The 26346-nt window shown below is 65.3% G+C and carries 20 protein-coding genes; 11 read left to right on the forward strand and 9 right to left on the reverse strand.

Annotation, left to right across the window (positions count from 1 at the left end):
- Nucleotides 1–50 precede the first annotated feature (50 nt).
- Both H7A87_RS09570 and H7A87_RS09575 read right to left on the reverse strand, forming a co-directional pair.
- Nucleotides 51–1088 (reverse strand): DUF1176 domain-containing protein, encoded by a 1038-nt coding sequence (locus H7A87_RS09570; RefSeq protein ID WP_119128822.1) that lies wholly within the window; start codon nucleotides 1086–1088, stop codon nucleotides 51–53.
- A 100-nt stretch (nucleotides 1089–1188) separates the two neighbouring features.
- Nucleotides 1189–2403 (reverse strand): acyltransferase family protein, encoded by a 1215-nt coding sequence (locus H7A87_RS09575; protein WP_119128821.1) that lies wholly within the window; start codon nucleotides 2401–2403, stop codon nucleotides 1189–1191.
- A gap of 152 nt (nucleotides 2404–2555) precedes the next feature.
- Here H7A87_RS09575 and H7A87_RS09580 point away from each other — a divergent pair, with 152 nt between their 5' ends.
- The 6 genes from H7A87_RS09580 to H7A87_RS09605 all read left to right on the forward strand — a co-directional run bounded on the left by H7A87_RS09580 (nucleotide 2556) and on the right by H7A87_RS09605 (nucleotide 9998).
- Complete coding sequence (locus tag H7A87_RS09580; RefSeq protein ID WP_119128820.1) at nucleotides 2556–3476, forward strand: LytTR family DNA-binding domain-containing protein; 921 nt, start codon at nucleotides 2556–2558, stop codon at nucleotides 3474–3476.
- A gap of 55 nt (nucleotides 3477–3531) precedes the next feature.
- On the forward strand, nucleotides 3532–3714 hold the full coding sequence (locus H7A87_RS09585; RefSeq protein ID WP_147421093.1) for a hypothetical protein: 183 nt from the start codon (nucleotides 3532–3534) through the stop codon (nucleotides 3712–3714).
- A protein-coding gene (gene prfB / locus H7A87_RS09590; protein ID WP_104544732.1) for a peptide chain release factor 2 occupies nucleotides 3711–4836 on the forward strand; the annotation gives its coding sequence in 2 pieces (ribosomal slippage) (nucleotides 3711–3785 and nucleotides 3787–4836; 1125 coding nt in all). The genes H7A87_RS09585 and prfB overlap by 4 nt, the downstream gene beginning before the upstream one ends.
- 185 nt (nucleotides 4837–5021) lie before the next feature.
- A complete protein-coding gene (gene lysS / locus H7A87_RS09595; RefSeq protein ID WP_053045483.1) occupies nucleotides 5022–6539 on the forward strand; it encodes a lysine--tRNA ligase in 1518 nt (505 codons plus the stop codon).
- A 140-nt stretch (nucleotides 6540–6679) separates the two neighbouring features.
- A complete protein-coding gene (locus H7A87_RS09600) occupies nucleotides 6680–7816 on the forward strand; it encodes a two-component system response regulator (protein WP_026064477.1) in 1137 nt (378 codons plus the stop codon).
- Nucleotides 7817–7820: 4 nt separating this feature from the next.
- Nucleotides 7821–9998, forward strand: coding sequence for an ATP-binding protein (locus H7A87_RS09605; RefSeq protein WP_119128819.1), 2178 nt, complete (start codon nucleotides 7821–7823; stop codon nucleotides 9996–9998).
- 53 nt (nucleotides 9999–10051) lie between these two features.
- On the opposite strand, the gene H7A87_RS09610 is transcribed toward H7A87_RS09605, so the two are convergent.
- Together H7A87_RS09610 and H7A87_RS09615 are read right to left on the reverse strand one after the other, a co-directional pair.
- A complete protein-coding gene (locus tag H7A87_RS09610) occupies nucleotides 10052–10921 on the reverse strand; it encodes a crotonase/enoyl-CoA hydratase family protein (RefSeq protein ID WP_119128818.1) in 870 nt (289 codons plus the stop codon).
- Between the two features lie 474 nt (nucleotides 10922–11395).
- Complete coding sequence (locus tag H7A87_RS09615) at nucleotides 11396–13078, reverse strand: long-chain fatty acid--CoA ligase (RefSeq protein ID WP_026064479.1); 1683 nt, start codon at nucleotides 13076–13078, stop codon at nucleotides 11396–11398.
- Between the two features lie 97 nt (nucleotides 13079–13175).
- Between H7A87_RS09615 and H7A87_RS09620 the strand changes: the two genes are divergently transcribed.
- Entirely contained in the window at nucleotides 13176–13625 is a 450-nt protein-coding gene (locus H7A87_RS09620) for a nuclear transport factor 2 family protein (protein ID WP_119128817.1), read from the forward strand.
- Between the two features lie 208 nt (nucleotides 13626–13833).
- On the opposite strand, the gene acnA is transcribed toward H7A87_RS09620, so the two are convergent.
- Complete coding sequence (acnA, locus tag H7A87_RS09625) at nucleotides 13834–16602, reverse strand: aconitate hydratase AcnA (protein WP_119128816.1); 2769 nt, start codon at nucleotides 16600–16602, stop codon at nucleotides 13834–13836.
- A gap of 151 nt (nucleotides 16603–16753) precedes the next feature.
- On the opposite strand from acnA, the gene H7A87_RS09630 reads away from it, so the two are divergent.
- The 4 genes from H7A87_RS09630 to H7A87_RS09645 all read left to right on the forward strand — a co-directional run bounded on the left by H7A87_RS09630 (nucleotide 16754) and on the right by H7A87_RS09645 (nucleotide 21125).
- Nucleotides 16754–17002 carry an AbrB/MazE/SpoVT family DNA-binding domain-containing protein gene (locus tag H7A87_RS09630; RefSeq protein ID WP_016903180.1) on the forward strand — a complete coding sequence of 83 codons (249 nt, stop codon included), beginning with the start codon at nucleotides 16754–16756 and terminating at the stop codon, nucleotides 17000–17002.
- Nucleotides 16999–17409 carry a type II toxin-antitoxin system VapC family toxin gene (locus tag H7A87_RS09635; protein WP_016903181.1) on the forward strand — a complete coding sequence of 137 codons (411 nt, stop codon included), beginning with the start codon at nucleotides 16999–17001 and terminating at the stop codon, nucleotides 17407–17409. Before H7A87_RS09630 ends, H7A87_RS09635 begins: the two co-directional genes overlap by 4 nt.
- 48 nt (nucleotides 17410–17457) lie before the next feature.
- The gene (gene acnB, locus H7A87_RS09640; protein ID WP_119128815.1) at nucleotides 17458–20049 is read left to right on the forward strand and encodes a bifunctional aconitate hydratase 2/2-methylisocitrate dehydratase; all 2592 of its coding nucleotides are present in this window, start codon (nucleotides 17458–17460) and stop codon (nucleotides 20047–20049) included.
- Between the two features lie 197 nt (nucleotides 20050–20246).
- Complete coding sequence (locus H7A87_RS09645) at nucleotides 20247–21125, forward strand: alpha/beta fold hydrolase (protein ID WP_232087957.1); 879 nt, start codon at nucleotides 20247–20249, stop codon at nucleotides 21123–21125.
- 343 nt (nucleotides 21126–21468) lie between these two features.
- On the opposite strand, the gene H7A87_RS09650 is transcribed toward H7A87_RS09645, so the two are convergent.
- The 4 genes from H7A87_RS09650 to H7A87_RS09665 form a co-directional block, all read right to left on the reverse strand.
- On the reverse strand, nucleotides 21469–23694 hold the full coding sequence (locus tag H7A87_RS09650; protein WP_232087974.1) for an EAL domain-containing protein: 2226 nt from the start codon (nucleotides 23692–23694) through the stop codon (nucleotides 21469–21471).
- 108 nt (nucleotides 23695–23802) lie between these two features.
- Complete coding sequence (locus tag H7A87_RS09655) at nucleotides 23803–24879, reverse strand: chemotaxis response regulator protein-glutamate methylesterase (protein WP_047125438.1); 1077 nt, start codon at nucleotides 24877–24879, stop codon at nucleotides 23803–23805.
- Nucleotides 24876–25472 carry a chemoreceptor glutamine deamidase CheD gene (gene cheD / locus H7A87_RS09660; protein WP_024937701.1) on the reverse strand — a complete coding sequence of 199 codons (597 nt, stop codon included), beginning with the start codon at nucleotides 25470–25472 and terminating at the stop codon, nucleotides 24876–24878. Before cheD ends, H7A87_RS09655 begins: the two co-directional genes overlap by 4 nt.
- Complete coding sequence (locus H7A87_RS09665) at nucleotides 25469–26338, reverse strand: CheR family methyltransferase (protein WP_104537492.1); 870 nt, start codon at nucleotides 26336–26338, stop codon at nucleotides 25469–25471. The genes cheD and H7A87_RS09665 overlap by 4 nt, the downstream gene beginning before the upstream one ends.
- Nucleotides 26339–26346: the final 8 nt, after the last annotated feature.

The following is a 26346-nucleotide window of genomic DNA, read 5'->3' on the forward strand; positions in this document are numbered from 1 at the left end:
GGCGTCTTGCAAGACAGTGCAAGCGCACGCTCGCACTGTCCTCGCCCCGGTCAGGGCGACTTCTTGACCTCGGTCACCAAGGTCGGCAATTCCCACGCGCCGCCAGCGGCGACCAATCTGCACAGGCCGGAGGTGGATTCGGAGGTCGGCACGAAACGGCGGCCGTCCCAGGTCCAGCTGGCCTCACTGTAGCAATCGCCCAGGCCGCGGCCCTTCTGCGATTCAAGGATGGTGGAACCGTCGATATCGCTGGCGTGCGTGGTCACCAAGGTCGGCGCGAACGGCGCGCGTGCATTGATCACCCAGAAACCGGTGCCGACATTGTAGGCGCCCATCCAGCAGTCGGTCGACACCAGCAGTTTGTCGCTGCTGAGCCGGGTGATCGACAGCGGCTCGGCCGTATCGTCGGCCTGCAGTCCCTTGCATTCCTCATCGGCCGGCAAGCTGGCACGCAGTGCTTGATAGAGCGCCGGCAGCGTGCCCAGGCGCGCATCGGCCGCTTGCGGTGCTGCCAGTTTGACCGCGCGCACCTGCGGTGCCGGCACGGCCGGCAGCACCGTGGCTTCGTCGCGATCGCCCTTGCGTACCAGTGCGCCGCGCGTGCCTAGCCGGCCCTGGAACTCGTCCATCTTCAGCAACACCGCCGCGGCACCGCGATCGGACAGCTGCCAGCGGCGGCCATCGTTGCCCACTGCCACGATCTTGCTGCTGCGGGTCAGTGCGGCCAGCAGTGCGGTCACCTGCGCGCTGGTCAGCGGCGCGGTGCCGCTGTCGCGATTCAATGCCAGCTTGCCCAGGTCGCGCTGGTCGATGCGCAAGCTGAGCGAGGCCGGCATCTTGACCTCGTCGTACTGGCCCAGCATCAACTCGGCGGTGACCGCTTGTCCGGCACCGGCCTTGCGCGTCAGCAGCACCGACACCGGCGTGCTGTCGTCTTCATCCGGCTGATAGCCGGCAGCGCGGCAGGTGCGGGTGTTGTCGCAGGCGATGGTCCAGTCCTGGTGGTCGAAGGCGATGCCCACCGGCGCATCGGCAAGGGCGGCGACAGGCGCGAGCAACAAGGTGGCGGCAAGCAGGGTAGGGCGCATGGTGTCTTCGAAAGAGCGTGTCCGGCGCGCATCTTGCGTTGCTGCCGACGGGCCGTCCAGTGCGTGGCAGGCGAAACAGCGCCACCCCTGCGCCTGGTGTTCATGAGGTCATCGGCATGACGTCGGCCTTCCTCGCCGAACGCGGCGTGCGTGCGCGCAATCCGAACAAGGGACGCAACCAGCGCACCCGGCGGATCGCAAACTCATGCAACGCCAAGCAGCCGATCACGGTGGCGGCGATCACCAGCGTCGGCTCCAGCCAGGCATTCAGATGCAGGGGCATCAGCCAGTACAGCGTCACGATGATCAGGCTCTGGTGCAGGATGTACCACGGGAACACCGCCTCCGTGCAGTACGGCAGCCAGCGGAACGGGCGGTTCAATCGGTGCCTGGCCCAGCCAAGAATCGCCAGCAGCGCCAGCCAGGTGTAGGCGGCACGTGCGCTGTGCTCGATCACCTCCCACGGCAGCGCGGCCAGCGCTGCACCCGGATGCGCAGTCTGCCCATGGATGCTGGCATAGCGAATGGCCAGTTCGGTGCCGATTGCCGTAAGCGCGGTGCCTAGCGTGAGCCAGCGCAGCTGCACGGCCCACTGCCAGAAGCGCTCGCTGCGCGCCAGCAGGTATCCCAGGACGAACAACGGGAACGACTCGGCGTGCACGAACCAGTCGCCAAACAGCGCGTGGGTGGGCGGATGGCGCGGCATCACCCACAGCACGCAGAACGCTTCCCACAGGATCGGCAACAGCAGCAGGGCCGGCACCGCCAGCGCAGCGGGCAGGCCCGGTAACGCGGTCAGCCGCAGCGGGCGTGTCAGCGACACCAGCGCCATCAATGCGACGGTATAGGGCAGCAGATAGGCCAGATACCACAGGTGGTTCCAGGTGATGCCATGCTGCCAGCCATCGAAACTGCCGGCCGGCCACGGCCGCACCTGCCAGTAGCGCAGCAGGAAGTTGCCCAAGCCCGGGCTGACCTTGCCGTTGCTCACGCCCTGGCAATAGGCCTGCACCGCGACCACCACGAACATGCCGAACAACAACGGTGGCAGCAATCGCCCGCAGCGCCGCAAGGCAAAGCGCCAGGGCGTGGCCTGCGGCCGCGACAGCCCGATCGCGATGCCGGAGATCATGAACAGCAAGGGCATCCGCCAGCGGTTGAGCACGATCATCGGCCATTGCAGCCACTGCGCGGTGTGCGCGCTCTTGAGGTGGAACTCCCAGTCGGCCACGTAGGCCATGCCCGCGTGGTAGAGGATCAGCAGTGCGAAGGCGAAGACGCGCAAGGCGTCGATATCGTGGCGGCGCTCGGTCATGGTCGTGTCGGTAGGAGACGTGCCCGCATCCTCGGCAACGCCGGCCCCAGGCAGCTGCGCCAAGGGCGGCGATGCCGTCCCTGAGTGACCAGTTGCGGTCCTGCAGGGACGAACCGGGGGCGGCCAGCGGGCGGTTTGCATAGAATGCGCGGATGAATTCACCTGTGTCCGGGGCGATCGAACGCGAGACCGACAGCGCTGCCAATGCGGGCAGGCGGTGGGTAGCGTTGATCTGGCTGCTGGTTTTCTATGGCAGCGCGCTGGGCAACACCGCCAGCACATGGTTGGCGGCACGGCGCGACGGCCAGCCGCTGCTGCTGTGGCAGGTGCTGACCTGGGAGTTGAGCAGCGCGACCGTCTCACTGCTGCTCTTGCCGCCGCTGATCTGGCTCTGCACGCGTTGGCCATTGCATGCCGATGTCTGGCGGCGGCGCGTTCCTGTCTATATTGCGGCCGCACTTGCCTGGTGGCTGCTGCACGTGAGCGGCATGGTGCTGCTGCGCAAGCTGGTCTATCTGGCGGTCGGTGCGCACTACGATTTCGGCGCCTTGCGGTTGCAGTGGATGTACGAACTGTCCAAGGATCTGCGCACCTTTGCCCTGCTGGTGGCGCTACGCCACACGCTGGCATGGTATGGCCGCCGTCGGCAGGGCGAGGCGCATCTGCTGGCCGCGCCGGACGAAGGCCCGCCGGTCGAGCCACTGGACCGTCCGGAACGCTTTCTGGTGCGCAAGCTGGGGCGCGACTTCCTGGTCGCCACCGCCGACATCGAGTGGATCCAGGCGTCGGGCAACTACGTCAACCTGCATGTACGCGGCCACGATTACCCGCTGCGCAGCACGATGGCCGCGATCGAGGCCAGGCTCGACCCGGCCGTGTTCGTGCGCATCCATCGCAGCTATCTGGTGAAGCTGGCACGCGTGCAGGCGATCGAGCCGCTGGAATCCGGCGACGCCCGCGTACACCTGGCCGACGCCGGCGTGCTGCCGTGCAGTCGCCGTTACCTGGCTGCATTACGGGCGTTGGCGGGGCAGGCGCCCACACCGCAGCGTGTCGAGGCCGCGCCGGGCTGACCGTTCCAGGCGGTCAGCCCTGCGACCGGAGCGAGCGCCAGCCTCGCAGTGGCAGATGAGCCCAGATGCTCGTCATCTGGACCGCCTGCTGGCTGCCTTGCTCCGGTCTGAGCTTGCAGTGGTCGCCATGACGTCCATGGCCGGCACGAACCTGCGGCCCGTCACGATCGCCACCGCGTTCCGCCGCCGCCGCCCGCTTGCTAAACTACCGGGCTTGTTTGCCGGAAATCCGTCATGATCGAAACCAATCCGATCCGCCAGCGCATCACCGATCTCAACGATCGCGTGCTCTCGCTCAGGGGGTATCTTTGACTACGACGTCAAGAAAGAGCGTCTAGAAGAAGTCAGCCGGGAGCTCGAGAGCCCCGACGTGTGGAACGACGCCGAGCGCGCGCAGGCCCTGGGGCGCGAGCGCTCGATGCTGGAAAAGACCGTGATCGGCATCGCCGATGTGCTGGCCGGCCTGGGCGATGCCGCCGATCTGCTGGAACTTGCCGAGAGCGAGCAGGACGAAGACACCGCGGTGGCGGTGATCGCCGATCTGGACAAGTACCAGACCCATGTCGAGAAGCTGGAATTCCAGCGCATGTTCTCCGGGCAGATGGACGGGGCCAATGCCTTCGTCGACATCCAGGCCGGCGCCGGCGGCACCGAGGCGCAGGACTGGGCCGAAATCCTGCTGCGCATGTACCTGCGCTGGGCCGAGTCGCGCGGCTGGAAGACCGAGCTGATGGAAGTGTCGGGCGGCGAAGTGGCGGGCATCAAGTCCGCCACGATCCGCATCGAGGGCGAGTACGCCTATGGCTGGCTGAAGACCGAGATCGGCGTGCACCGGCTGGTGCGCAAGTCGCCGTTCGATTCTGACAACCGCCGGCATACCAGCTTCACCTCGGTGTTCGTGTCGCCGGAAGTGGACGACAACATCGAGATCGACATCAATCCGGCCGATCTGCGTACCGACGTGTACCGCTCCTCCGGTGCCGGTGGTCAGCACGTCAACAAGACCGAATCGGCAGTGCGTATCACGCACATCCCGACCAACACCGTGGTCGCCTGCCAGACCGGCCGCAGCCAGCACCAGAACCGCGACAACGCGATGAAGATGCTGGCCGCCAAGCTGTACGAGCTGGAAGTGCAGAAGCGCAACGTCGAACGCGACGCGCTGGAAGCCACCAAGTCCGACATCGGCTGGGGCAGCCAGATCCGCAACTACGTGCTCGACCAGAGCCGCATCAAGGATCTGCGCACCGGCATCGAACGCAGCGATACGCAGAAAGTGCTGGACGGCGATCTGGACGAATTCGTCGAGGCCAGCCTCAAGGCCGGCCTGGCGGCAGGCTCCAAACGCCTGGATGCCTGATCGCGCGGCGAGGCCGCCGCGTCCGCTGCGACATCGGCGGCGCGGTTGCAGTGCGGCACATCGCCACGCAGTCCCGTTGCGCCGCGCAGTTGTCACCGAGACACCGTAAAACGCAGGAACCGGCCCGCCCGGTTCCGCATTCTCCACCGGGCATGCGCCCGACCTATCGCAGACCGATTCCCGCCATGACCGAGCAGACCCCCGCGCCGCAGATCCCCGCCGACGAGAACAGCCTCATCGCCGAGCGTCGCGCGAAACTGGGCGCGTTGCGCGGCCAGGGCATCGCCTATCCCAACGATTTCGTGCGCGAGCACTTCGCCGGCGACCTGCAGGCCGAATTCGCCGACGCCGACACCTGGACTTCCGAAGCGCTGGAAGCAACCGGGCGCACGGTCCGGATGGCCGGCCGCCTGATGGCCAAGCGGGTGATGGGCAAGGCCAGCTTTGCGCAGATCCAGGACGAGTCCGGGCGCGTGCAGCTGTTCCTGCAGGGCAATGTGCTCGGCGATGCCTATACCGCGTTCAAGGGCTGGGATGTCGGCGACATCGTGGCGGTGGAGGGCGGGCTGACCCGCACCAAGACCGGCGAGCTGTCGGTCAAGGCCAGCGCGCTCCGCCTGCTGACCAAGTCGCTGCGTCCGTTGCCGGACAAGTGGCATGGCCTGTCGGACGTGGAGCAGCGCTATCGCCAGCGCTACGTCGACCTGATCGTCACCCCGGAAGCGCGCGAGGTCTTCATCAAGCGCTCCAGGATCATCCGCGCGATCCGCGCCTGGCTGGACGCGCGCCGCTTCCTGGAAGTGGAAACGCCGATGATGCATTACATCCCCGGTGGCGCCACCGCCAAGCCGTTCACCACCCACCACAACGCGCTGGACCTGGACCTGTACCTGCGCGTAGCGCCGGAGCTGTACCTCAAGCGGCTGGTGGTCGGTGGCCTGGAGCGCGTCTACGAGATCAACCGCAACTTCCGCAACGAGGGCGTGTCGACCCGGCACAACCCCGAGTTCACCATGCTCGAGCTCTACGAGGCCTATGCCACGTACCACCAGATCATGGACCTGACCGAACAGGTGATCCGCGACACCGCGCAGTCGGTGCTGGGCACTACCCAGGTGAACTGGGACGGCGCCGCCATCGATCTGGCGCCGGCTTTCCGGCGCTGGCGCATGGATGAGGCCGTCCGTCACCACAATCCTCAGATCAGCGCGGCCGATTGCACTGATCGCGACGCGCTGCTGGCGCACTGCGAGCGGCTGAAGATCAAGGTCAAGCCGTCCTACGGCTGGGGCAAGCTGCTGCTGGAAATCTTCGAGGCTACCGTGGAACACACGCTGGTGCAGCCGACCTTCATCACCGACCACCCGGTTGAAGTGTCGCCGCTGGCGCGCTCCAGCGACACCGAGCCGGGGTACACCGACCGCTTCGAGCTGTTCATCAACGGCAAGGAGCTGGCCAACGGCTTCTCCGAGCTCAATGATCCGGAAGACCAGGCCGCGCGGTTCCAGGCGCAGGTGCAGGCCAAGGACGGTGGCGACGACGAAGCGATGCATTACGACGCCGACTACATCCGTGCGTTGGAGTACGGCATGGCGCCGACCGGCGGCCTGGGTATCGGCATCGACCGCCTGGTGATGCTGCTGACCGGCAGCACCTCGATCCGCGATGTGCTGCTGTTCCCATATATGCGTCCGGAAGCCTGATCTTTTTTGTGCCGTCGGCGTGCCGACGGCACAGATACTGCATATGCTAGAGCGGAGCCCCGAATGGCGTATCGTCGGGGGAGTCGGCCCGGCGGCCGGCGTCATCGCTTTTCCGTTCTCAGGAAAGAGGAGCAACGGCTATGCAGGATGTTTTGGGTAATCTTGCCGGCGTGTCGTCGGCGGATACATCGGGAAGCTGGTCGGAAAAGGCGGATCTGGGATTGAACATCGTCATTGTCGATGACCAGATGTCTGCGCGGACGATGCTGCGCCACGTCATCGAGGACATCGCACCGGAATTGAAGGTCTACGATTTCGGTGATCCGCTCGACGCGTTGGCGTGGTGCGAGGCCGGACGGGTGGATCTGTTGCTGCTCGACTATCGCATGCCGGGCATGGATGGCCTGGAGTTCGCCCGGCGTCTGCGCCGGCTGCCCAGCCATCGCGATATCCCGATCATCCTGATCACCATCGTCGGCGACGAGCCGATCCGCCAGGCCGCGCTGGAGGCGGGCGTGATCGACTTCCTGGTCAAGCCGATCCGTCCGCGCGAACTGCGCGCACGCTGCGCCAATTTGCTGCAGCTGCGTCAGCAGAGCGAAAGCGTCAAGCAACGCGCGCTGTCGCTGGAGCAGCGTCTGCTGGCCAGCATGAACGAGGTCGAAGAGCGCGAACGCGAGACGTTGTCGCGGCTGGCGCGCGCCATCGAGTACCGCGACTCGGGCACCAGCGCCTTCCTGGAGCGCATGTCGCACGTGGCCGGCCTGATCGCCGAGCAGCTCGGGTTGTCCGAGGAAGAAGTGCGCATCATCGAGATGGCCGCACCGCTGCACGACATGGGCAAGATCGCCATTCCCGACGCGGTGCTGCTCAAGCCGGGCAAGCTCACCGACGACGAGATGAGCATCATGAAGCGGCATCCGCGCATCGGCTACGAGCTGCTCAGTGGCAGCCAGAACCGTTTCATCCAGGTCGGCGCCTTGATCGCGTTGCGTCATCACGAGCGTTACGACGGCACCGGCTACCCGGATGGGCTGGTTGGCGAAGCGATCCCGCTGGAAGCGCGCATCGTGGCGGTGGCCGACGTCTTCGACGCGCTGCTGTCGCCGCGCCCGTACAAGGAGGCATGGACCATGGACGCCGCGCTGGCCTATCTGTATGCACAACGCGGTCGCCTGTTCGACCCGCGCTGCGTGGATGCGCTGCTGCGCGGTCGCGCGCAGCTGGACCAGATCTGCGGCGAATTCTCGACCGCATCGGCACGACCCGGGGTGTGAGGCAATGAATCCGTTCGGAAGGATCCGGCAGCGGTTGATGCATCGACCCGACAGCGAACATGGTCAGGCGATCGTCCGCATCGTGCTGATCAGCCTGATCCTGGCGTATGTCCTGCTGCCGGGTGTCCGGCACAGCCTGCCGCCGCACCAGCACACCGGCGTTCTGGTCATTGTGCTGACGGGCCTGAGTCTCGGACTTGCGTTGTTCGGGTGGCTGCTGTGGCGGCCCGGGCGCTCGGATGCGCGTCGCATCCTGGGCATGTTGGCCGATTACGGCTTGATGGCGGCCGGCATGATCCAGATGGGCGAGCCGCTAGCCTGGGTCTATGTCGTGGTGATGTGGGTCACCGTCGGCAACGGCCTGCGCTACGGCAACCGCTATCTGTACCTTGCGGTGGGAATGGCGGTGGTGAGCTTTTCCACGACGCTGTGGATGACCGACTACTGGCAACGCAACCAGCGGCTCGGTATCGGGCTTGCCGTTGGTCTGGCCGCCGTTCCGTTGTATTTCTCCAGTCTTCTGCGGCAGTTGACCCGCGCCACCGCCGAGGCGCGCCGTGCCAGTGAGGCCAAGAGCCGCTTCCTGGCCAACATGAGTCACGAGTTTCGGACACCGCTCAATGGCCTGTCCGGCATGACCGAGGTATTGGCAACGACGCGTCTGGATAGCGAGCAGCGCGAATGCCTGAAGACCATTCAGGCATCGACACGCAGCCTGCTGGCGCTGGTAGAGGAGGTGCTGGACATCTCGGCCATCGAAGCCGGCAAGCTGCGGATCAACACGTCCGACTTTGCATTGCAGGACATCCTGCAGGCAATCGGTCTGATCCTGGAGCCACAGGCCAGGGCCAAGGGGCTGCATTACCAGACAGCCGTGGCTGCAGACGTGCCTTCGCGTGTGCACGGGGACGCGGGACATCTGCGGCAAATCCTGCTCAACCTGGTCGGCAACGCGGTCAAGTTCACCGACCACGGCAGTGTCCAGTTGAAGGTGGCGGCCACCGAGGCCAGCGGCCGTGGCGGTTTGCTGCTCCGTTTTGAGGTGCTCGATACCGGCATCGGTGTGCCGGTCGATATGCGTCCGCGTTTGTTCGAGGCGTTCGAACAGGCAGATACCGGACTGGCGCGCCGGTTCGAAGGCAGCGGCCTGGGAACCACGATCGCCAGGGGGCTGGTCCAGTCGATGGGGGGCGCGATCGGGTTCGAGGAAAATCCCGCGGGCGGCAGCTTGTTCTGGTTTGAACTGCCGTTTGGCCTGGCGGCCGCCAAGCCCGCAGCAACGCCATCGCCTGTGCTGCATGAGGCGGAGTCCACGATACCGGGCAACGTGATTGCGTTTGCCGATCCGTTTCTACGTCACCGTGCCCGCGTGCGCAGCATGCATATCCTGGTGGCGGACGATCATCTGGCAAATCGCCTGGTTCTGCAGCGGCTGCTGCAGAAAGCAGGCCATCGCGTGACCTGCGTTGACGGCGGCGAGGCCGTACTGGATGCATTGGCCGAGGCAGACTTCGACGCGGCCATCGTCGACTTGCACATGCCCGGTGTCAGCGGTCTGGACATGTTGAAGCAGCTCAGGGTGATGCAGGCGGGCGGTATGCCGGGCACCCCGGTCGTGGTGTTGAGCGCCGATGTCACCCCCGAGTCGATTCGCAGCTGCGAGCAGGCGGGCGCCTATGCCTTCCTGGCCAAGCCGGTGGCGGCGATCAAGCTGCTGGATACGCTGGCCGACATCGCCGTCAACCAGAAACTGCGTCAGGCCGACCCGGCCATCGCTACCCGCAGCCCGGCGCCGAGTGGCGCCGTCCTCGACCCTGCCGTGCTCGACGAGCTGGCGGAACTGGGGATGGGGAATGAGTTCGAACGCGAGTTCATTCAACAATGTCTCAGCGATGCCGCAGCTTGCGTTGTCCAGCTCGGCAAGGCGGCGGCGGACGAGGACTGGGCTCGTCTGCGCGAGCATGCTCATGCGGTCAAGGGCGTTTCCAGCAATCTCGGGCTGGTGGCGCTGGCCGAACAGGGAGGTGAGTTGATGCGCCTGCCGGAAGCGCAGCTGCGCGCAGAATGGAGCCAGAGGCTGGAGCAGCTGAAGACGGGGTTGACACTCGGGCGCGAGGCGCTTGCTCAACGCGCACAGAACAAGTCCGACGGCGGAGTCAGCGGGAATGGCGACCGCGGCTAAGTGAAGCCCGGCGATAGGCCGGGCCTGATTCCCCCAGTACTGGATCCACCAAATCAGGCGGCACTTGCGCCAGCGCGGCGATTCTGTGCCTTGACCAAACGGTCCATCGTGCGCAGTGATTTATCGCTCAGTGCCAGGGCAGTGTCGACCCAGACCTCGGTAATGCGCAGCAATTCGTCGTAAGGCACCGCCTGCGCGAGGTTGCGTGCGGCGTTCATCGCCAGATAGGCGTGGGAGATGCGCTTTTGCTGGCGAATCAGCGTTTCGGTGGCAACGACTCCCTGGCCCTTGGGGACGAGCACGTCCACGATTCCCATCGCATGCATTTCCTCGCTGCTGTAGATGCGTCCGTCGAGAATGATTTTTTCTGCCAGTTGGGGCGACACGCGACGGCACAGGAACGAATACGCGCCCATGCCCGGAAACAGACCGAACAAGACCTCGGGCAGTCCCATCCCGATGCCTTCTTCGGCCACGATGGTGTGGCAGGCCAGGGCCATCTCCAATCCACCTCCCAATGCATCGCCTTGCAGCAGCGCAATGCTGCGCACGTCCCCGCCAAAGCCGACATGCAGGTGATGGACGCCTTCCACGCAGCGGGTGGCATAGCGCATCAACTGCTCGCGGTTTTGGTCGCGGATCAGGCGTGCAAACAGGTCCAGATCGCCGCCTAAATTGAAGGCGGTGGAGTCAGATGCAAGCACGAAGTGGCGTAGTTCACCACTGCGCCGCTCATGCGGGGCGCGGGTGATGGATCCCATGACATCCCATATGTCGTCCAGCAATTCGGGACTGCAGCAGGGACGGATGCCAAAACGCGCATTGGCATGCATGAACAACCAGTGGGTGCCATCAGCGGCCGACGCATCGACCCGAATGGTGGAGTGGGGGCGGCCGATCGAAATCTTTTCAACGGTATTCATGGGCGTGATCCTGGAAAAGCCCGCGATGGGAGAGTGGACGCCGGCGGGCGCGCGCGATCCACTCCGAATCGATGCTACACCGGCACTATCTCCATGAACGCTGAGGGCTTCCTTTCTACCCGGTGAGCCCTGTGTGCTGAATCTTTCAGCGAATGTCTGCAAACAAATGCAGTTTATTGTGGATTACCCAGTGCTGAAATTATCTGTCTGGTCATTGGCCTGTGGTTTCCTGCAGGACTCCCCTGGCCGGTGTTATCAACCGCAAAGTGCGTGCCTGCATTTGCGGGTGTCAAAAATGCGGATATAACCAGGTGCAAACCGGCCATCATTCCGGCATGCCCGTGGTCGCATACCACTCGTCTGAGACGCGTGAACCGTCCGAAGCGTGCAAAAGCAGACGCCCGCAAGGCCTGGAGGCAGTGCGGGCGTGGGATGGCAGCCGGGTGGCCGTCGATCTGCGGTGGCGCCGGGGGATTATCCCTTTGGCGCATCCCGCAGTTCGCGGCGCAGGATCTTGCCGACATTGGTTTTCGGCAGTTCCTTGCGGAACTCGATCACGCGCGGCTGCTTGTAGCCGGTCAGGTTGGCGCGGCAGTGCGCCTTGACCGCATCGGCGGTCAGCGCAGGGTCCTTCTTCACGATGACGGCCTTGACGATCTCGCCGGACTTCTCGTCCGGCACGCCGACGGCGGCCACTTCCAGCACCCCGGGCATTTCGGCGATCACGTCCTCGATTTCGTTCGGGTAGACGTTGAAGCCGGACACCAGAATCATGTCCTTCTTGCGATCGACGATGTAGACGAAACCCTGCTCGTCCATCCGCGCGATATCGCCGGTGTGCAGCCAGCCGTCGGCATCCATGACCTTGGCGGTTTCTTCCGGCTTCTTCCAGTAGCCCTTCATCACCTGCGGGCCCTTGATGCACAGCTCGCCGATCTCGCCCAGCGGCAGCATCGCGCCGGCGTCGTCCTTGATGCAGGCATCGGTGGACGGAATCGGCAGGCCGATCGAGCCGTTGTAGTCCTTCAGGTCCATCGGGTTGATGCAGGCGGCAGGCGAGGTTTCGGTCAGGCCGTAGGCCTCGACCAGGGTCAGGCCGGTGACCTTTTTCCAGCGTTCGGCGACCGACCGTTGCACCGCCATGCCGCCGCCAAGGGTCATCTTCAACGTGGAGAAATCCACCTGGTCGAAGCCGGGCGTATTGAGCAGGCCGTTGAACAGCGTATTGACGCCGGTGAAGGCGGTGAAGCGGGTCTTCTTCAATTCCTTGACGAAGCCGGGCATGTCGCGCGGATTGCTGATCAGGTGATTGCAGCCGCCGATCTTCATGAAGACCAGGCCGTTGGCCGTCAATGCAAAGATGTGGTACAGCGGCAGCGCGGTGATCACCACCTCGGCGCCTTCTTCCAGCTTGCCGGTGCCGGCAAGCCACTGGTGGGCCTGCTGCATGTTGGCCACCAGATTGCGGTGGGTGAGCATCGCGCCCTTGGCCACGCCGGTGGTGCCGCCGGTGTACTGCAGGAAGGCGATGTCATCGGGCTCGATCTGCAGCGTCGGCACGCTGTGCTTGCGGCCCAGCGCCAGTGCGTCGCGAAACCGGATCGCGCCCTTGATGCGGTAATCGGGCACCAGCTTCTTGACGTACTTGACGACGAAGTTGACCAGCGCCGCTTTCGGGAAGCCGAGCATGTCGCCCAGGCCGGTGGTGATCACTTGCTTGACCGGGGTGTCGGCGATGACCTGCTGCACGGTGGTGCCGAAGTTGTCGATCACCACCAGTACGCTGGCGCCGGCGTCGATCAGTTGATGCTTCAGCTCGCGCGGGGTATAGAGCGGATTGACGTTTACCACGGTCAGGCCGGCACGCAGGATGCCGAAGGTGGCCACCGGATACTGCAGGCAGTTGGGCATCATCAGGGCGACGCGGTCGCCTTTCTTCAACTGCAGTTCGCCAAGCAGATAGGCGGCGAACTGCTCGACCAGCTGATCGGCTTGCCGATAGGTGAGGGTCTTGCCGAAGCTGTGATATGCGGGGCGGTCGGCGAACCGCTTGACCGAGGTGGCGAACACCTCTGCCACGGTCCGGAACTGCTCCAGATCGATCTCGGCGGCAACGCCGGCCGGATAACTTTGCAACCAAGGACGTGCCTGATTCATCTGCCCCCCTCCAGGGTGTTCGCTACGTGACGCGGTGTGTTCCACGGCGCTACAACAGCTGGCAGCATACCGTCATGGATGGAAAAGGCGAAGCGTGATGCAGGGCAGCATTCAAGCGCGGTGGCGGGTCGGGTTGGTTGCGATTTGCATCGTGGGCCTGGTCGGTTGCACGCGTGCCGCACCGGAACAACGGCTGCGCGCAACGCTGGAGACGATGCACCAGGCGATCGAAGCGCGCGACATCGGCGAGGCGATGGCGCCGGTGGCCGAGGATTTTGTCGGCGACCAAGGACTGGACGCAGCCGGCCTGCGACGATTGATGCAGCTGCAGATGCTGGGCAATCGCCGCATCGGCGTGACCCTGGGGCCGGTGGATGTGCAACTGCACGATGACACCGCACGCGTGCGTTTCACCGCGCTGCTGACCGGCGGCAGCGGGCGCTGGCTGCCCGAGCAGGCACAGACCTCCCAGGTGACCACCGGCTGGCGCTTGCAGGACGGCGACTGGCAGCTGTACCACGCGCAGTGGGAGCCGACCGGGCACTGATGCCGCGATTCTGGAGCGCGCATCGCCAGGTGGGCGCGGTGGGTGTCGGGTGGCAAGGTATTTCCCCGCTGCGCTGCGTTTGCGTGCAGCGCCCGTCCGCCTCCGATGACTGCTCACCTGTCCCGCAATACGAGGTTCCAGTTGCCCAAAGCACCACTCCCGCCGGGCGGCGGGAGTGGGGTCATGCTTACAGGGCAGCGCGCTGCGATCAGGCCGCCTCGCGGGCAGCCAGTTGACGCAGCACGTACTGCAGCAGGCCACCGTGCTTGAAGTACTCCACTTCCTTGGGCGTCAGCAGCAGCACCTTGACCTGGAACTGCTTGACGCTGCCGTCGGACTTCTTCGCATCCACCGTGGCACGACGGCTGGCGCCGTCCTGCAGGCCGGTGATGTCCAGCACCTCCGAACCATCCAGGCCCAGGGTCTGGGCGTTTTCGTTCTCCAGGAACTGCAGCGGCAGCACGCCCATGCCGACCAGGTTGGAGCGATGGATGCGCTCGAAGCTCTCGGCGATCACTGCCTTGACGCCGAGCAGGTTGGTGCCCTTGGCCGCCCAGTCGCGCGAGGAGCCGGTGCCGTATTCCTTGCCGGCCAGTACCACCAGCGGCACGCCGTCGGCCTTGTACTTCACCGCCGCATCGTAGATCGCCAGTTTTTCCGGCGCCGCGCCGTCCTTGCCGTAGTACAGGGTGTTGCCGCCTTCTTCGCCGCCGAACATCAGGTTCTTGATGCGGATGTTGGCGAAGGTGCCACGCACCATCACGTCGTCGTTGCCGCGGCGGCTGCCGTAGCTGTTGAAGTCGGCCGGTTGCACGCCGCGCTCCTGCAGGAAGCGACCCGCCGGCGAATCCTTCTTGATGTTGCCGGCCGGCGAGATGTGGTCGGTGGTGATCGAGTCGCCGAACAGGCCCATGATGCGTGCGCCATGCACATCCTCGACGTGGCCCACCTGCATGGTCATGCCGTCGAAGTAGGGCGGGTTCTTGATGTAGGTCGAGGCCGCGTCCCATTCGTACAGCGCACCATCCGGGGAAGCGATGGTGTTCCAGCGGCTGTCGCCCTTGAACACGTCGGCGTAGTTCTGCTTGAACATCTCCGGGCCGACGGTGGCGGCGATGGTGTCGCCGATTTCCTTGTTGCTCGGCCAGATGTCGCGCAGATACACCGGCTGCCCGTCGCTACCGGTGCCCAGCGGGTCGGTGGTGAGGTTGATGTCGGTGGTACCGGCGATCGCATACGCCACCACCAGCGGCGGCGAGGCGAGGTAGTTCATCTTCACTTCGGGGTGCACGCGGCCTTCGAAATTGCGGTTGCCCGACAACACCGAAGACACCACCAGATCGTCCTTGGCGATCGCCGCAGACACATCGTCCGGCAGCGGGCCGGAGTTGCCGATACAGGTGGTGCAGCCATAGCCGACCACGTAGAACCCGAGCTTTTCCAGATCGGCGAGCACGCCGGCCTTGCTCAGGTAATCGGTGACCACGCGCGAGCCCGGCCCGAGCGAGGTCTTCACCCACGGCTGCGCCTTCAGCCCCTTGGCCGCCGCGTTACGCGCGAGCAGGCCGGCACCCAGCATCACTGCCGGGTTGGAGGTGTTGGTGCAGGAGGTGATCGCGGCGATCACCACCGAGCCGTCGCGCAGCTGCCAGCCGGCGCCGCTGTCGGTGGAACTCTCGGCTTGCGCAGCCTTGGCGCCGACCGCAGTGCCGCCGCCACCTTCGTTCTTCAGGCGGTCTTCCTGCTTGACGTCGGTCAGGCGCTTGCTGCGCGCGTCCACGAACGGCTTGAGGCTCTCGCGGAAGTTGGACTGCATGTCTTCCAGCAGTACGCGGTCCTGCGGGCGCTTGGGGCCGGCCAGCGACGGCTTGACCTCGCCCATGTCCAGCTCCAGCGTGGCGCTGTACTGGGCCGGCGGGGTGTTGGCGTCGTGCCACAGGCCCTGCGCCTTGGCATAGGCTTCGACCAGGGCGATCTGCTCCTCGCTGCGGCCGGACAGGCGCAGATAGGTCAGCGATTCTTCGTCGACCGGGAAGATGCCGCAGGTGGCGCCGTATTCCGGTGCCATGTTGCCGATGGTGGCGCGATCGGCCAGCGGCAGGTGCTGCAGGCCGTCGCCGTAGAACTCGACGAACTTGCCGACCACGCCGGCCTTGCGCAGCATCTGGGTGACGGTGAGCACCAGGTCGGTGGCGGTGGCGCCCTCGGGCAGCTTGCCGCTGAGCTTGAAGCCGACCACCTGCGGAATCAGCATGGACGAGGGCTGGCCCAGCATCGCGGCCTCGGCCTCGATACCACCCACGCCCCAGCCCAGCACGCCGATGCCGTTGATCATGGTGGTGTGGCTGTCGGTGCCGAACACGGTGTCCGGGTAGGCGATCCGCGTTCCGTCCTTGTCCGCGCTCATCACCACGCGCGCCAGGTTCTCCAGGTTCACCTGGTGGACGATGCCCGTATTGGGCGGCACTACCTTGAAGTTCTCGAATGCCTTCTGGCCCCAGCGCAGGAAGCCGTAGCGCTCCTGGTTGCGCTGGAATTCGATCTTGCCGTTGAGGTCGAGCGCGTCAGCCGAGCCGAACACATCCACCTGCACCGAATGGTCGATGACCAGCTCGGAGGGAATCTGCGGGTTGATCTGGTCGGCCTTGCCGCCGAGCTTGACCACGGCATCGCGCATCGCGGCCAGGTCGACCACGCACGGCACGCCGGTGAAGTCCTGCAGCACCACGCGAGCCGGCATGAAGGCGATTTCGATATCGGGCTCTGCCTTCGGGTCCCACTTGGCGACCGCTTCGATGTGGTCCTTGCCGACGGTGACGCCGCCGTCCTCGTGCCGGAGCAGGTTCTCCAGCAGGATCTTCATCGAATAGGGCAGGTGGCCGATCTCGAAGCGCTCGCCCAGCTTGGGCAGGCTGTAGTACTCGTAGCTCTGGCCGTGGACCTCGAACGAGGTGCGGGTGGAAAAGGAATCGCTCATGCATCACTCCTATGGCAGCAGGCTTTAGGTCTGTTTGGGACAGTGTGACCAATTCAGTGTGTACGTTCGGTTGCAGCACAGGGTATGTGGCCTTGAGTACGACAAGTCAAGTATGTAGAATCACTGCATACTTTCTGCCGGGGCCACCTCCATGGAAGCCACAGTTGCCGAACGCGGGCAGATCACGCTGCCCAAGGCCGTGCGCGATGCCCTGGGCCTGACCAAGGGCACCACGCTCAAGATCGAGCTCGACGGCGGGCGCATCATCCTGCGCAAGGACGTCAGCGAGGCGCTGCGCAAGGTGCGCGGCAAGTTCAAGCTGGTCGACGGGCTGACCAGTACCGACGAGGCGATGCGCGCCATCCGTGGCCGCGCCCCCGGGGATCCGTTCGACCCATGATCGCCCTGGATTCCTCGGTGCTGCTCGACATCCTGGTCGGCGATGCGGTCTACGGCGAGGTGTCGGAGATCTGCATCGGCGATGCGCTGGCGCGCGACGAGGTGGTGGTCTGCGATGCGGTGGTGGCCGAGGTGCTGGCCATGCTCGACACCCAGGTCGACCTGATGGAAACCCTGGCCTCGATCGGGGTGCGTTACGAAGCCACCCAGGAAGCGGCGGCGGTGCGCGCCGGCCATATGAACAAGCGCTTCCGCGCGCGCGGCGGCAAGCGCGAGCGGGTGGTGGCCGATTTCCTGATCGGCGCCCACGCGATGCTCCAGTGCGACGGGTTGATCACCCGCGACGAGGGCTTTTTCCGCGACTACTTCAAGGGTTTGAAGATCGTTGTCCCCAAACCCGCACGCTGATCCACGTTTCGCGTTTACACATTCACTGTTGTCTTTCGGAGAATCCGCATGTTGGAAGCCTATCGCCACCACGTTGCAGAGCGCGCCGCGCTCGGTATCCCGCCGCTGCCGCTGACCGCGCAGCAGACCGCCGAGGTCATCGAGCTGCTGAAGGCTCCGCCGGCGGGCGAAGAACAATTCCTGGTCGAACTGCTCAGCCAGCGCGTGCCGGCCGGTGTCGATGACGCCGCCAAGGTCAAGGCCTCGTACCTGGCCGCGGTGGCGTTCGGCACCGAAAAGACCGCGCTGATCAGCCCCAAGCGTGCGACCGAGCTGCTCGGCACCATGCTGGGCGGCTACAACATCCAGCCGCTGATCGATCTGCTCGACAACGCCGAGCTGGGCGCCACCGCCGCCGAAGCGCTCAAGCACACCTTGCTGGTGTTCGACGCCTTCCACGACGTGCAGGAAAAGGCCGAAGCCGGTAACGCGCACGCCAAGGCCGTGCTGCAGAGCTGGGCCGAGGCCGAGTGGTTCACCAGCAAGCCGGAAGTGCCGCAAAGCATGACCGTCACCGTGTTCAAGGTGCCCGGCGAGACCAACACCGACGACCTGTCGCCGGCCCCGGATGCGACCACGCGCCCGGACATCCCGCTGCACGCGCTGGCGATGCTGAAGAACGCCCGCGACGGCGCGGCCTTCGTGCCGGAAGAAGACGGCAAGCGTGGCCCGATCCAGGCCGTCGCCGACCTCAAGGCCAAGGGCCATCTGGTCGCCTACGTGGGCGATGTGGTCGGAACCGGTTCCTCGCGCAAGTCGGCGACCAACTCGGTGCTGTGGTGGACCGGCGAGGACATTCCGTTCATTCCGAACAAGCGCTTCGGTGGCGTGTGCCTGGGCAGCAAGATCGCCCCGATCTTCTACAACACGATGGAAGACGCCGGTGCATTGCCGATCGAGCTGGACGTGTCGCAGATGGAGCACGGCGATGTGGTCGAGCTGCGTCCGTACGACGGCAAGGCACTGAAGAACGGACAGGTGATCGCCGAGTTCGCGATGAAGTCCGACGTGCTGTTTGACGAAGTGCGCGCCGGCGGCCGCATTCCGCTGATCGTCGGCCGCGGCCTCACCGCCAAGGCACGCGAATTCCTGGGCCTGCCGGCCTCGGACCTGTTCCGCCTGCCGATGGACCCGCCGGACACCGGCAAGGGCTTCTCGCTGGCGCAGAAGATGGTCGGCCGCGCCTGCGGTCTGCCGGAAGGCCAGGGCATGCGCCCGGGCACCTATTGCGAGCCGAAGATGACCTCGGTGGGCTCGCAGGACACCACCGGCCCGATGACCCGCGACGAGCTCAAGGACCTGGCCTGCCTGGGCTTCTCGGCCGACCTGGTGATGCAGTCGTTCTGCCACACCGCCGCTTACCCGAAGCCGGTGGACGTCAAGACCCATCACACCTTGCCGGAGTTCATCTCCACCCGTGGCGGCGTGTCGCTGCGTCCGGGCGATGGCGTGATCCATAGCTGGCTGAACCGCATGCTGCTGCCCGACACGGTCGGCACCGGCGGCGACTCGCATACGCGTTTCCCGATCGGCATTTCGTTCCCGGCCGGTTCCGGCCTGGTGGCGTTCGCCGCTGCCACCGGCGTGATGCCGCTGGACATGCCCGAGAGCGTGCTGGTGCGCTTCAAGGGTGAAATGCAGCCGGGCGTGACCCTGCGCGACCTGGTCAACGCGATCCCGCTGTACGCAATCAAGGACGGCCTGCTGACCGTGGCCAAGCAGGGCAAGAAGAACATCTTCTCCGGCCGCATCCTGGAAATCGAAGGGCTGCCGAACCTGAAGGTGGAGCAGGCGTTCGAGCTGTCCGACGCCTCGGCCGAGCGCTCGGCGGCCGGTTGCACCGTGCACCTGGACAAGGCGCCGATCATCGAATACCTGACCAGCAACATCACGCTGCTGCGCTGGATGATTGCAGAAGGGTATGCCGATGCGCGCACGCTGGGCCGCCGCATCAAGAAGATGGAAGAGTGGCTGGCCGACCCGCAGCTGCTGCAGCCCGATGCCGACGCCGAATACGCGGCCGTCATCGAGATCGACCTGGCCGACATCGTTGAACCGATCGTGGCATGCCCGAACGACCCGGACGACGTCAAGACACTGTCCGACGTGGCCGGCGCGGCGATCGACGAGGTGTTCATCGGTTCGTGCATGACCAACATCGGTCACTTCCGTGCCGCCGCCAAGTTGCTGGAAGGCAAGCGCGACATCCCGACCCGCCTGTGGGTTGCGCCGCCGACCAAGATGGATGCCTCCGAGCTGACCAAGGAAGGCCATTACGGCACCTTCGGCGCGGCCGGTGCGCGTATGGAAATGCCGGGCTGCTCGCTGTGCATGGGCAACCAGGCCCAGGCACGCGAGGGCGCCACGGTGTTCTCCACCTCCACGCGTAACTTCCCCAACCGTCTCGGCCGCAACACCAACGTGTACCTGGGTTCGGCGGAACTGGCCGCGATCTGCTCGCGTCTGGGTCGCATCCCGACTAAGGACGAGTACATGGCCGATGTGGGCGTGATCAAGACCAGTGGCGACCAGATCTACCGTTACATGAACTTCGATCAGATCCAGGAATATCAGGACGTGGCCGACACCGTCGCTGCCTGATCCAACGGTTGGATCACCCGTTCGAGAACGCCCGGCAATGCCGGGCGTTTTTCGTTATTCGGGCGATGGCTTCGTCTTGGCCACGCAATGCCGGAAGTTAAAGGCAATCGCAGTTAACTCACCTGCCGCATTGCAACAAAAATCTGAAGTCGGGAGGCCTAGAGTGGCGCCGCTTCCACTCGCTGTGATGATCTCCAATGCCTACTTGCACGATCGCTGGTCAAACGCTGCACTACGCACACTACGGTCACGGGTTTCCGGTTCTGCTCGGCCACAGTTATCTCTGGGATGCGGCCATGTGGGAGCCGCAGATCCAGGCGCTGTCGCAGCACTATCGGGTCATCGTCCCCGAGTTGTGGGGACACGGACAGTCGGCAGCATTGCCGGCAGACACGCAGACGGTTGGCGATCTTGCCAGGCAGATGCTGCAATTGCTGGACGCGTTGGAGCTGCCGCAGTGCGCGGTGGTCGGCTTGTCGGTCGGTGGCATGTGGGCCGCCGAGCTGGCGCTGCTGGCACCGGAGCGCGTGCGCAGCCTGGTGTTGATGGATACCTTCCTGGGGGCCGAGCCGCAGGCCACGCAAACGCGTTATTTCGGGTTGCTCGATGCAATGGAAGCCGCGGGGCAGGTGACGCCTGCGTTGATCGAGGCGATCGTGCCGATCTTTTTCCGTCCCGGCATCGATCTGAATTCCGCGCTGCCGGCGGCGTTTGCACAGCGCCTGGCGGCGCTGTCGGCCGAGCAGGTGCGCGCCTCCATCGTGCCGTTGGGCCGGCTGATCTTCGGGCGCGCCGATCGCCTGGAGGCGATGTCTGCGCTGAATCCGGCCAGCACGTTCCTGCTCGGCGGCGCGGACGATATTCCGCGGCCGCCCGAAGAATTGTGGCTGATGGCCGAGGTGATCGGTTGCGACTACGAGCTGATTCCCGATGCCGGGCATATCGCATCGCTGGAGAATCCGGCCTTCGTCACCGCGCAGTTGCTGGGGTGGTTGAAGCGCACGGTGGCATCGGATTCGACGCGGATGGAAAGGCGCGCGCTTGAAGGCAGCGCTCAGGCACAGGCACCGCTCTGACTGGTGTGCTGCTGATCTGGTGAATCAGAACGACACCATGCGTTGCTTGCAACCATGCGCAACGACCATCTCGATTGGCGCTGCTTGCAACCATGAGCGCCGATCACCTCACTTGGTCCTTGCCCGCTCACCGTCGCGGGACCTCGCGCGGCATGGATGCCGCGCCAGAGCCTACAGGGACGTCCTTGCGGCGTGTCCCGCGATGGTGGGCGGGCAAGGGCCCTGCACCGAAGCACCAGATCAGACGCTTTGCCTTCTAGCAGGGTGCCTCGACCTGCTGATGCGAACGTAAAACGCTATGAGAACAGCCTGACAAACCACGACGTAGTGTCGTGAGCCGCTTCTAAGGCTGCGCGCCCAACCAGGCTTCCAGTGCCGCCGCCGGCAAGGGCCGCGAAAACAGATAGCCCTGCAGCACTTCGCAGCCGAGGTCGGCAAGGAACAGGCGCTGCGCTTCGTTTTCCACGCCTTCGGCAACCACGTGCTTGCGCAGATGCTCGCCGATGCGCAGCACCGAGGTGGTGAGGGCGCGGGCGTCTTCGCTGTGTTCGATGTCGCGCACGAAGCTCATGTCCAGCTTGAGTTCGTCGATCGGCAGGCGATGCAGGTGGCTCAGGCTGGAATAACCGGTGCCGAAGTCGTCCAGCGACAGCGAGATGCCGGCTTCGCGGATGGCATGCAGGTTTTCCAGGACGCCCGGTTGCCCGGAGAGCATCACGCTCTCGGTCATTTCCAGCGTGAGGTCGGAGGGCTGCGCGCCCGTCTCGGCGATCAGGCGCAGCAGGTCGCTGAGCATGCGCGGGCTTTCGAAGCTGCTCGCCGACAGATTCACCGACACCCGCGTCACCGGCACACCACGCGTGCGCCAATCGGCGATCTGCCGGCAGGCGCTGCGCAATACCCAATCGTTGAGCTGCGGCATCATGCCTTGCTCTTCGGCCACGGGCAGGAAACGCGCCGGCGAAATGGCGCCCAGTTGCGGATGATTCCAGCGCAACAATGCTTCCACGCCGTACAGCGCGTGCGGCGCAGCGCTGTGCAATTGCGGTTGATAGTGCAGCTGCAGCTGATCGCGGCCGATGGCCTGGCGCAGCTCCGCTTCCAGCGCAACGCGCTCCTGCGCCATACGGTTCATGTCGGAACTGAAGAAGCGGAAGCGTCCGCCGCCTTCCTGCTTGGCGCGGTTCATGGCCAGATCGGCATGCCGCAGCAGGATGTTGATGTCGCGCCCGTCCTCGGGAAACATCGCCACGCCGATGCTGGCGGACGGATGCACGGTCATGTGCCCGACCGGCAGTGGCCTGGCAATGGTGCCCAGCACCCGTTCTGCGGCGGCACTGGCCTGCTCGGCACTGCATTGCGGCAGCGCAAGTGCGAATTCGTCGCCTGCCAGGCGCGCCAGCATCGCGGTGGCGGGCAGCTGTTCGCCGATGCGCAGGGCGATGTCGCGCAATAGACCATCGCCAGCGGCATGGCCCTGGCTGTCGTTGATCAATTTGAAGCGGTCGATGTTGATGAACATCAACGTGGCCGGTTCGCCGGCATATTCGGCCTGCGTCAGGGCCTGCTCGGCGCGTGCGCTGAACATGATGCGGTTGGGCAGGCCGGTCAGCGCATCGTAGAACGCGAGTTGGTGCACGCGTTGGCGGGTCTGCTCGCGCTCCAGTGCCAGCGTGCACAGCTGCTGGCACAGATCGGTGAGGCGTACGTGCCAGGCATCGGCCCGCTGGGCCTTGCGGTAGTACAGCGCGAAGGTCCCGAGCACGCGTGCGCTGTTGGAGCGGATCGGCGTGCTCCAGCAGGCGCGCAGGCCCATCGGCAACAATAGTTCGCGAAATTGCGCGAACAGCGGGTCGGTGGCGATGTCTTCCACCATCACCGCACGGCCGCGCCAGGCGGCCGTGCCGCAGGCGCCTGCGCCCGGCGCGATCTTCAAGCCGTTGACCGCATCGGCATACTCCGGCGGCAGGCTGGGGGCCGCCAGCGAATGCAGGCAGCCTTGATTGTCCGCGCTCATGACCGTGGCCAGCACGTCCGGCGCGATGCGCTCGACCTCGGTGCAGATCAGCGTCATCACCTCGATCAGCGGCCGCTCCTGCACCAGCGCCTCGAGCACGCGGTGCTGCAGCACCTCATGCATCTTGGTGTCGGTGATGTCGGTCAGCACCGCCACGTAATGCGAGGGAAGATGCCTGGCGTCGTAGATCGGATTGAAGTTGAGCGAGATCCACAGCGGCGTGCCGTCCTTGCGGTACACCAGGAGGTCGGCCTGGGTCTGCTGCAGGGCGTCGGCGCGGTCGCGGATGCGTGCCACCTCGTCCTGGTCGCTTTGCGCGCGGGTGAGCACGTCCGAGGGACGCTTGCCGACCAGTTCGGCCTCGGTATAGCCGAACATGCGCTGGAAGCCGTCATTGGCATAGAGCAGGCGCGATTGCAGATCGCAGATCAGGATCGCACTGCTGCTGCCGTCCAGCGCTTCGGCCAGCAGGCGCGAGCGCGTGGCGTCGGGATGTTCGTCGGGCCTGGTCATGCCGGCGGTGATCGGGCCGGCCTTGATCGTCCCGGGCATAAGCGGGTGATCTGCTCGCGCATCCGCCGTCACCGGCGACGCGGCGTCCGCGACGCCGGGAGCCGCCGCCTGTTCGGTCGGGTGCGGGGGGCGGGACTTCATGCCGGATCAGCGCGCCTGCGCCGACAGCGCGATCAGGCGCTCGGCCACGCGGTCCAGCGGTACCACTTCCTGCGCGGCGCCGAGTTTATAGGCGGCACCGGGCATGCCCCAGACCACGCTGCTGGCTTCGTCCTGCACCAGCGTGGGCGCGCCGGCCTGCAGCATTTCCAGCAGGCCGCGTGCGCCGTCGTCGCCCATGCCGGTGAGGATGGCGCCGACCGCATTCGGGCCGGCGTTGGCAGCGACGGAGCGAAACAGCACGTCCACCGCCGGCTTGTGGCGATTGACCGGCGGGCCGTCGTCGATGCGGCAGCGCCAGCGCGCACCGTCGCGGATGATGCGCAGATGCTGGCCGCCGGGCGGCAGGTAGGCATGGCCGGGCAGGATCGCCTCGCCATCGCTGGCCTCGCGTACCGACATCGCCGAATGGCGATTGAGGCGCTCGGCGAAGGCGGTGCTGAAGCTGGCCGGCAGATGCTGGGTCATCACCACCGCCGGTGCATCGGCGGGCATGTGCTCGAGCACCACGCGCAGGGCTTCGGTGCCGCCTGCCGAAGCGCCAATGGCGATCAGGCGGTCGGTGGTGCGAAAGCGCAGCGCGCTGCCCGGCACCGGTGCCGACTGCATGTCCAGGGTGACCTTGGGCGCGCTGGGACGATTGAGCGCGCTGACCTTGGCCTTGGAGGCCATCTTGACCTTGCTGACGATCTCCTCGGCATAGCCTTCCAGCCCGCGTGCGACGTCGATCTTGGGCTTGGAGACGAAATCCACCGCACCCAGCGACAAGGCCTGCAAGGTGGTGTCGGCGCCACGCTCGGTCAGCGATGAGATCATCACCACCGGGGTAGGGCGCAGGCGCATGAGGTTTTCCAGGAACACCAGGCCGTCCATGCGCGGCATTTCCACATCCAGCGTGATCACGTCCGGATTGAGGCGTTTGATCTTTTCGCGCGCCAGGATCGGGTCGGCGGCCGAGCCGATCACCTCGATGCCGGCATCGCGCGAGAGGATTTCGGTCAGCATCTGGCGTACGACCGCCGAGTCGTCGACGATCAATACACGCACAGGGGTTTCCAGCGTCATTCGAACAACTCCACTCCACCGGTGACCGGTGCTTTGGACAGACGGGCGCGCACGGCCGATTCGGCGGCGGCGACTTCGGCTTCGTGTGCATGCGGCAAACGCTGCACGACCACGCGTCCGGTCGTCGGGAAGAACCACACCTTGCGCGGATGGATGCCGCACAGATCTTCGGCAATGATGGGAATGTGCTCGGCCTGCAGGTACTGGCGCACGAACTCGGCATTGCGGGTGCCGACCGGATTGCTGGTGAAGCCCTTGAGCACGTTGGCGCCACCGAACACCTTGGCTTCGATGCGTTTGCGATGCGCGCCGCGCTTGAGCATGTCGTTGATCAGCAACTCCATCGCATAACTGCCGTAGCGCGCGGGTGCGCCGTCACCGACCTGGCCTTCCGGCAACAGGAAGTGATTCATGCCGCCGATCTTCAGGACCGGGTCGCGCAGGCAGGCGGCAACGCACGATCCCAAGGTGGTCGTCAACGCGGTGTCGTCGTCCACCACCAGGTATTGGGTGGGCAGCAGTTTGGCGGTGATGGTCTGGAACCGCGAGTCGCGGTAGCGCATGACATCGTCGACCTGCACGGCGGTGCTCATGTGGCGGCTCCGGCGCGCGGCGCACGCCGATACAGCGTGCGCCCGCACGGCTGGATCAGGTCGGCTGCGTGCAGGTAATTCTCCGAGTGCCCGGTGTAGAGCAGACCGTCATCGCCCATGTGGCTGACCAGACGCGACAGGATGCCGCGCTGGGTCGGCTTGTCGAAATAGATCATCACGTTGCGACAGAACAGCGCCGCGTACGGGCCGCCGACGTCGTAACGCGGTGCCAGCAGATTCAACTGGCGGTATTCGATGAGTTGGCGCAACGCCGGGATGACCCGGCACTTGCCCTCGTTGGGGCCGCTGCCGCGCTGGAAATACTTGCGCTTGATCGATGCGTCCAGCGAGGCGACGCGGTCGATGGCGTAGACGCCGCGCGAGGCGGTTTCCAGCACCTGGGTGTCGACGTCGGTGGCCACGATGCTGACCGGCGGGGTCAAGGTGCCGAAGGCTTCGCAGGCGGTGATGGCGATGGAGTAGGGCTCCTCACCGGTGGAGGCCGCGCACGACCAGATCTTCAAGGGCGCCTGCGAGGCACGCTTTTGCAGTTCTTCGCGCAGTTTGTCGAAGTGGTGCGGCTCGCGGAAGAACGAGGTCAGATTGGTGGTCAGCGCGTTGGTGAACGCCTGCCATTCCTCTTCGTCGGTGCCTGCTTCCAGCTGGTCCAGATAGTCGCGGAAGGAGCGCAGACCGAGCACGCGAAGACGACGCGACAGCCGGCCATACACCATGTCGCGCTTGGCCGGAGCCAGGGCGATGCCGACACGCTGATAGATCAGGTCGCAGACGCGCTTGAAATCGCGGTCGCCAAAATCAAATTCGCGTGTGTCTGAAGCGGGAGTCGAGGTGGTCGTCATATCCATAAGCGTCG

The organism is Xanthomonas sp. CPBF 426 (genome assembly GCF_903989465.1).
Lineage (GTDB): Bacteria > Pseudomonadota > Gammaproteobacteria > Xanthomonadales > Xanthomonadaceae > Xanthomonas > Xanthomonas euroxanthea.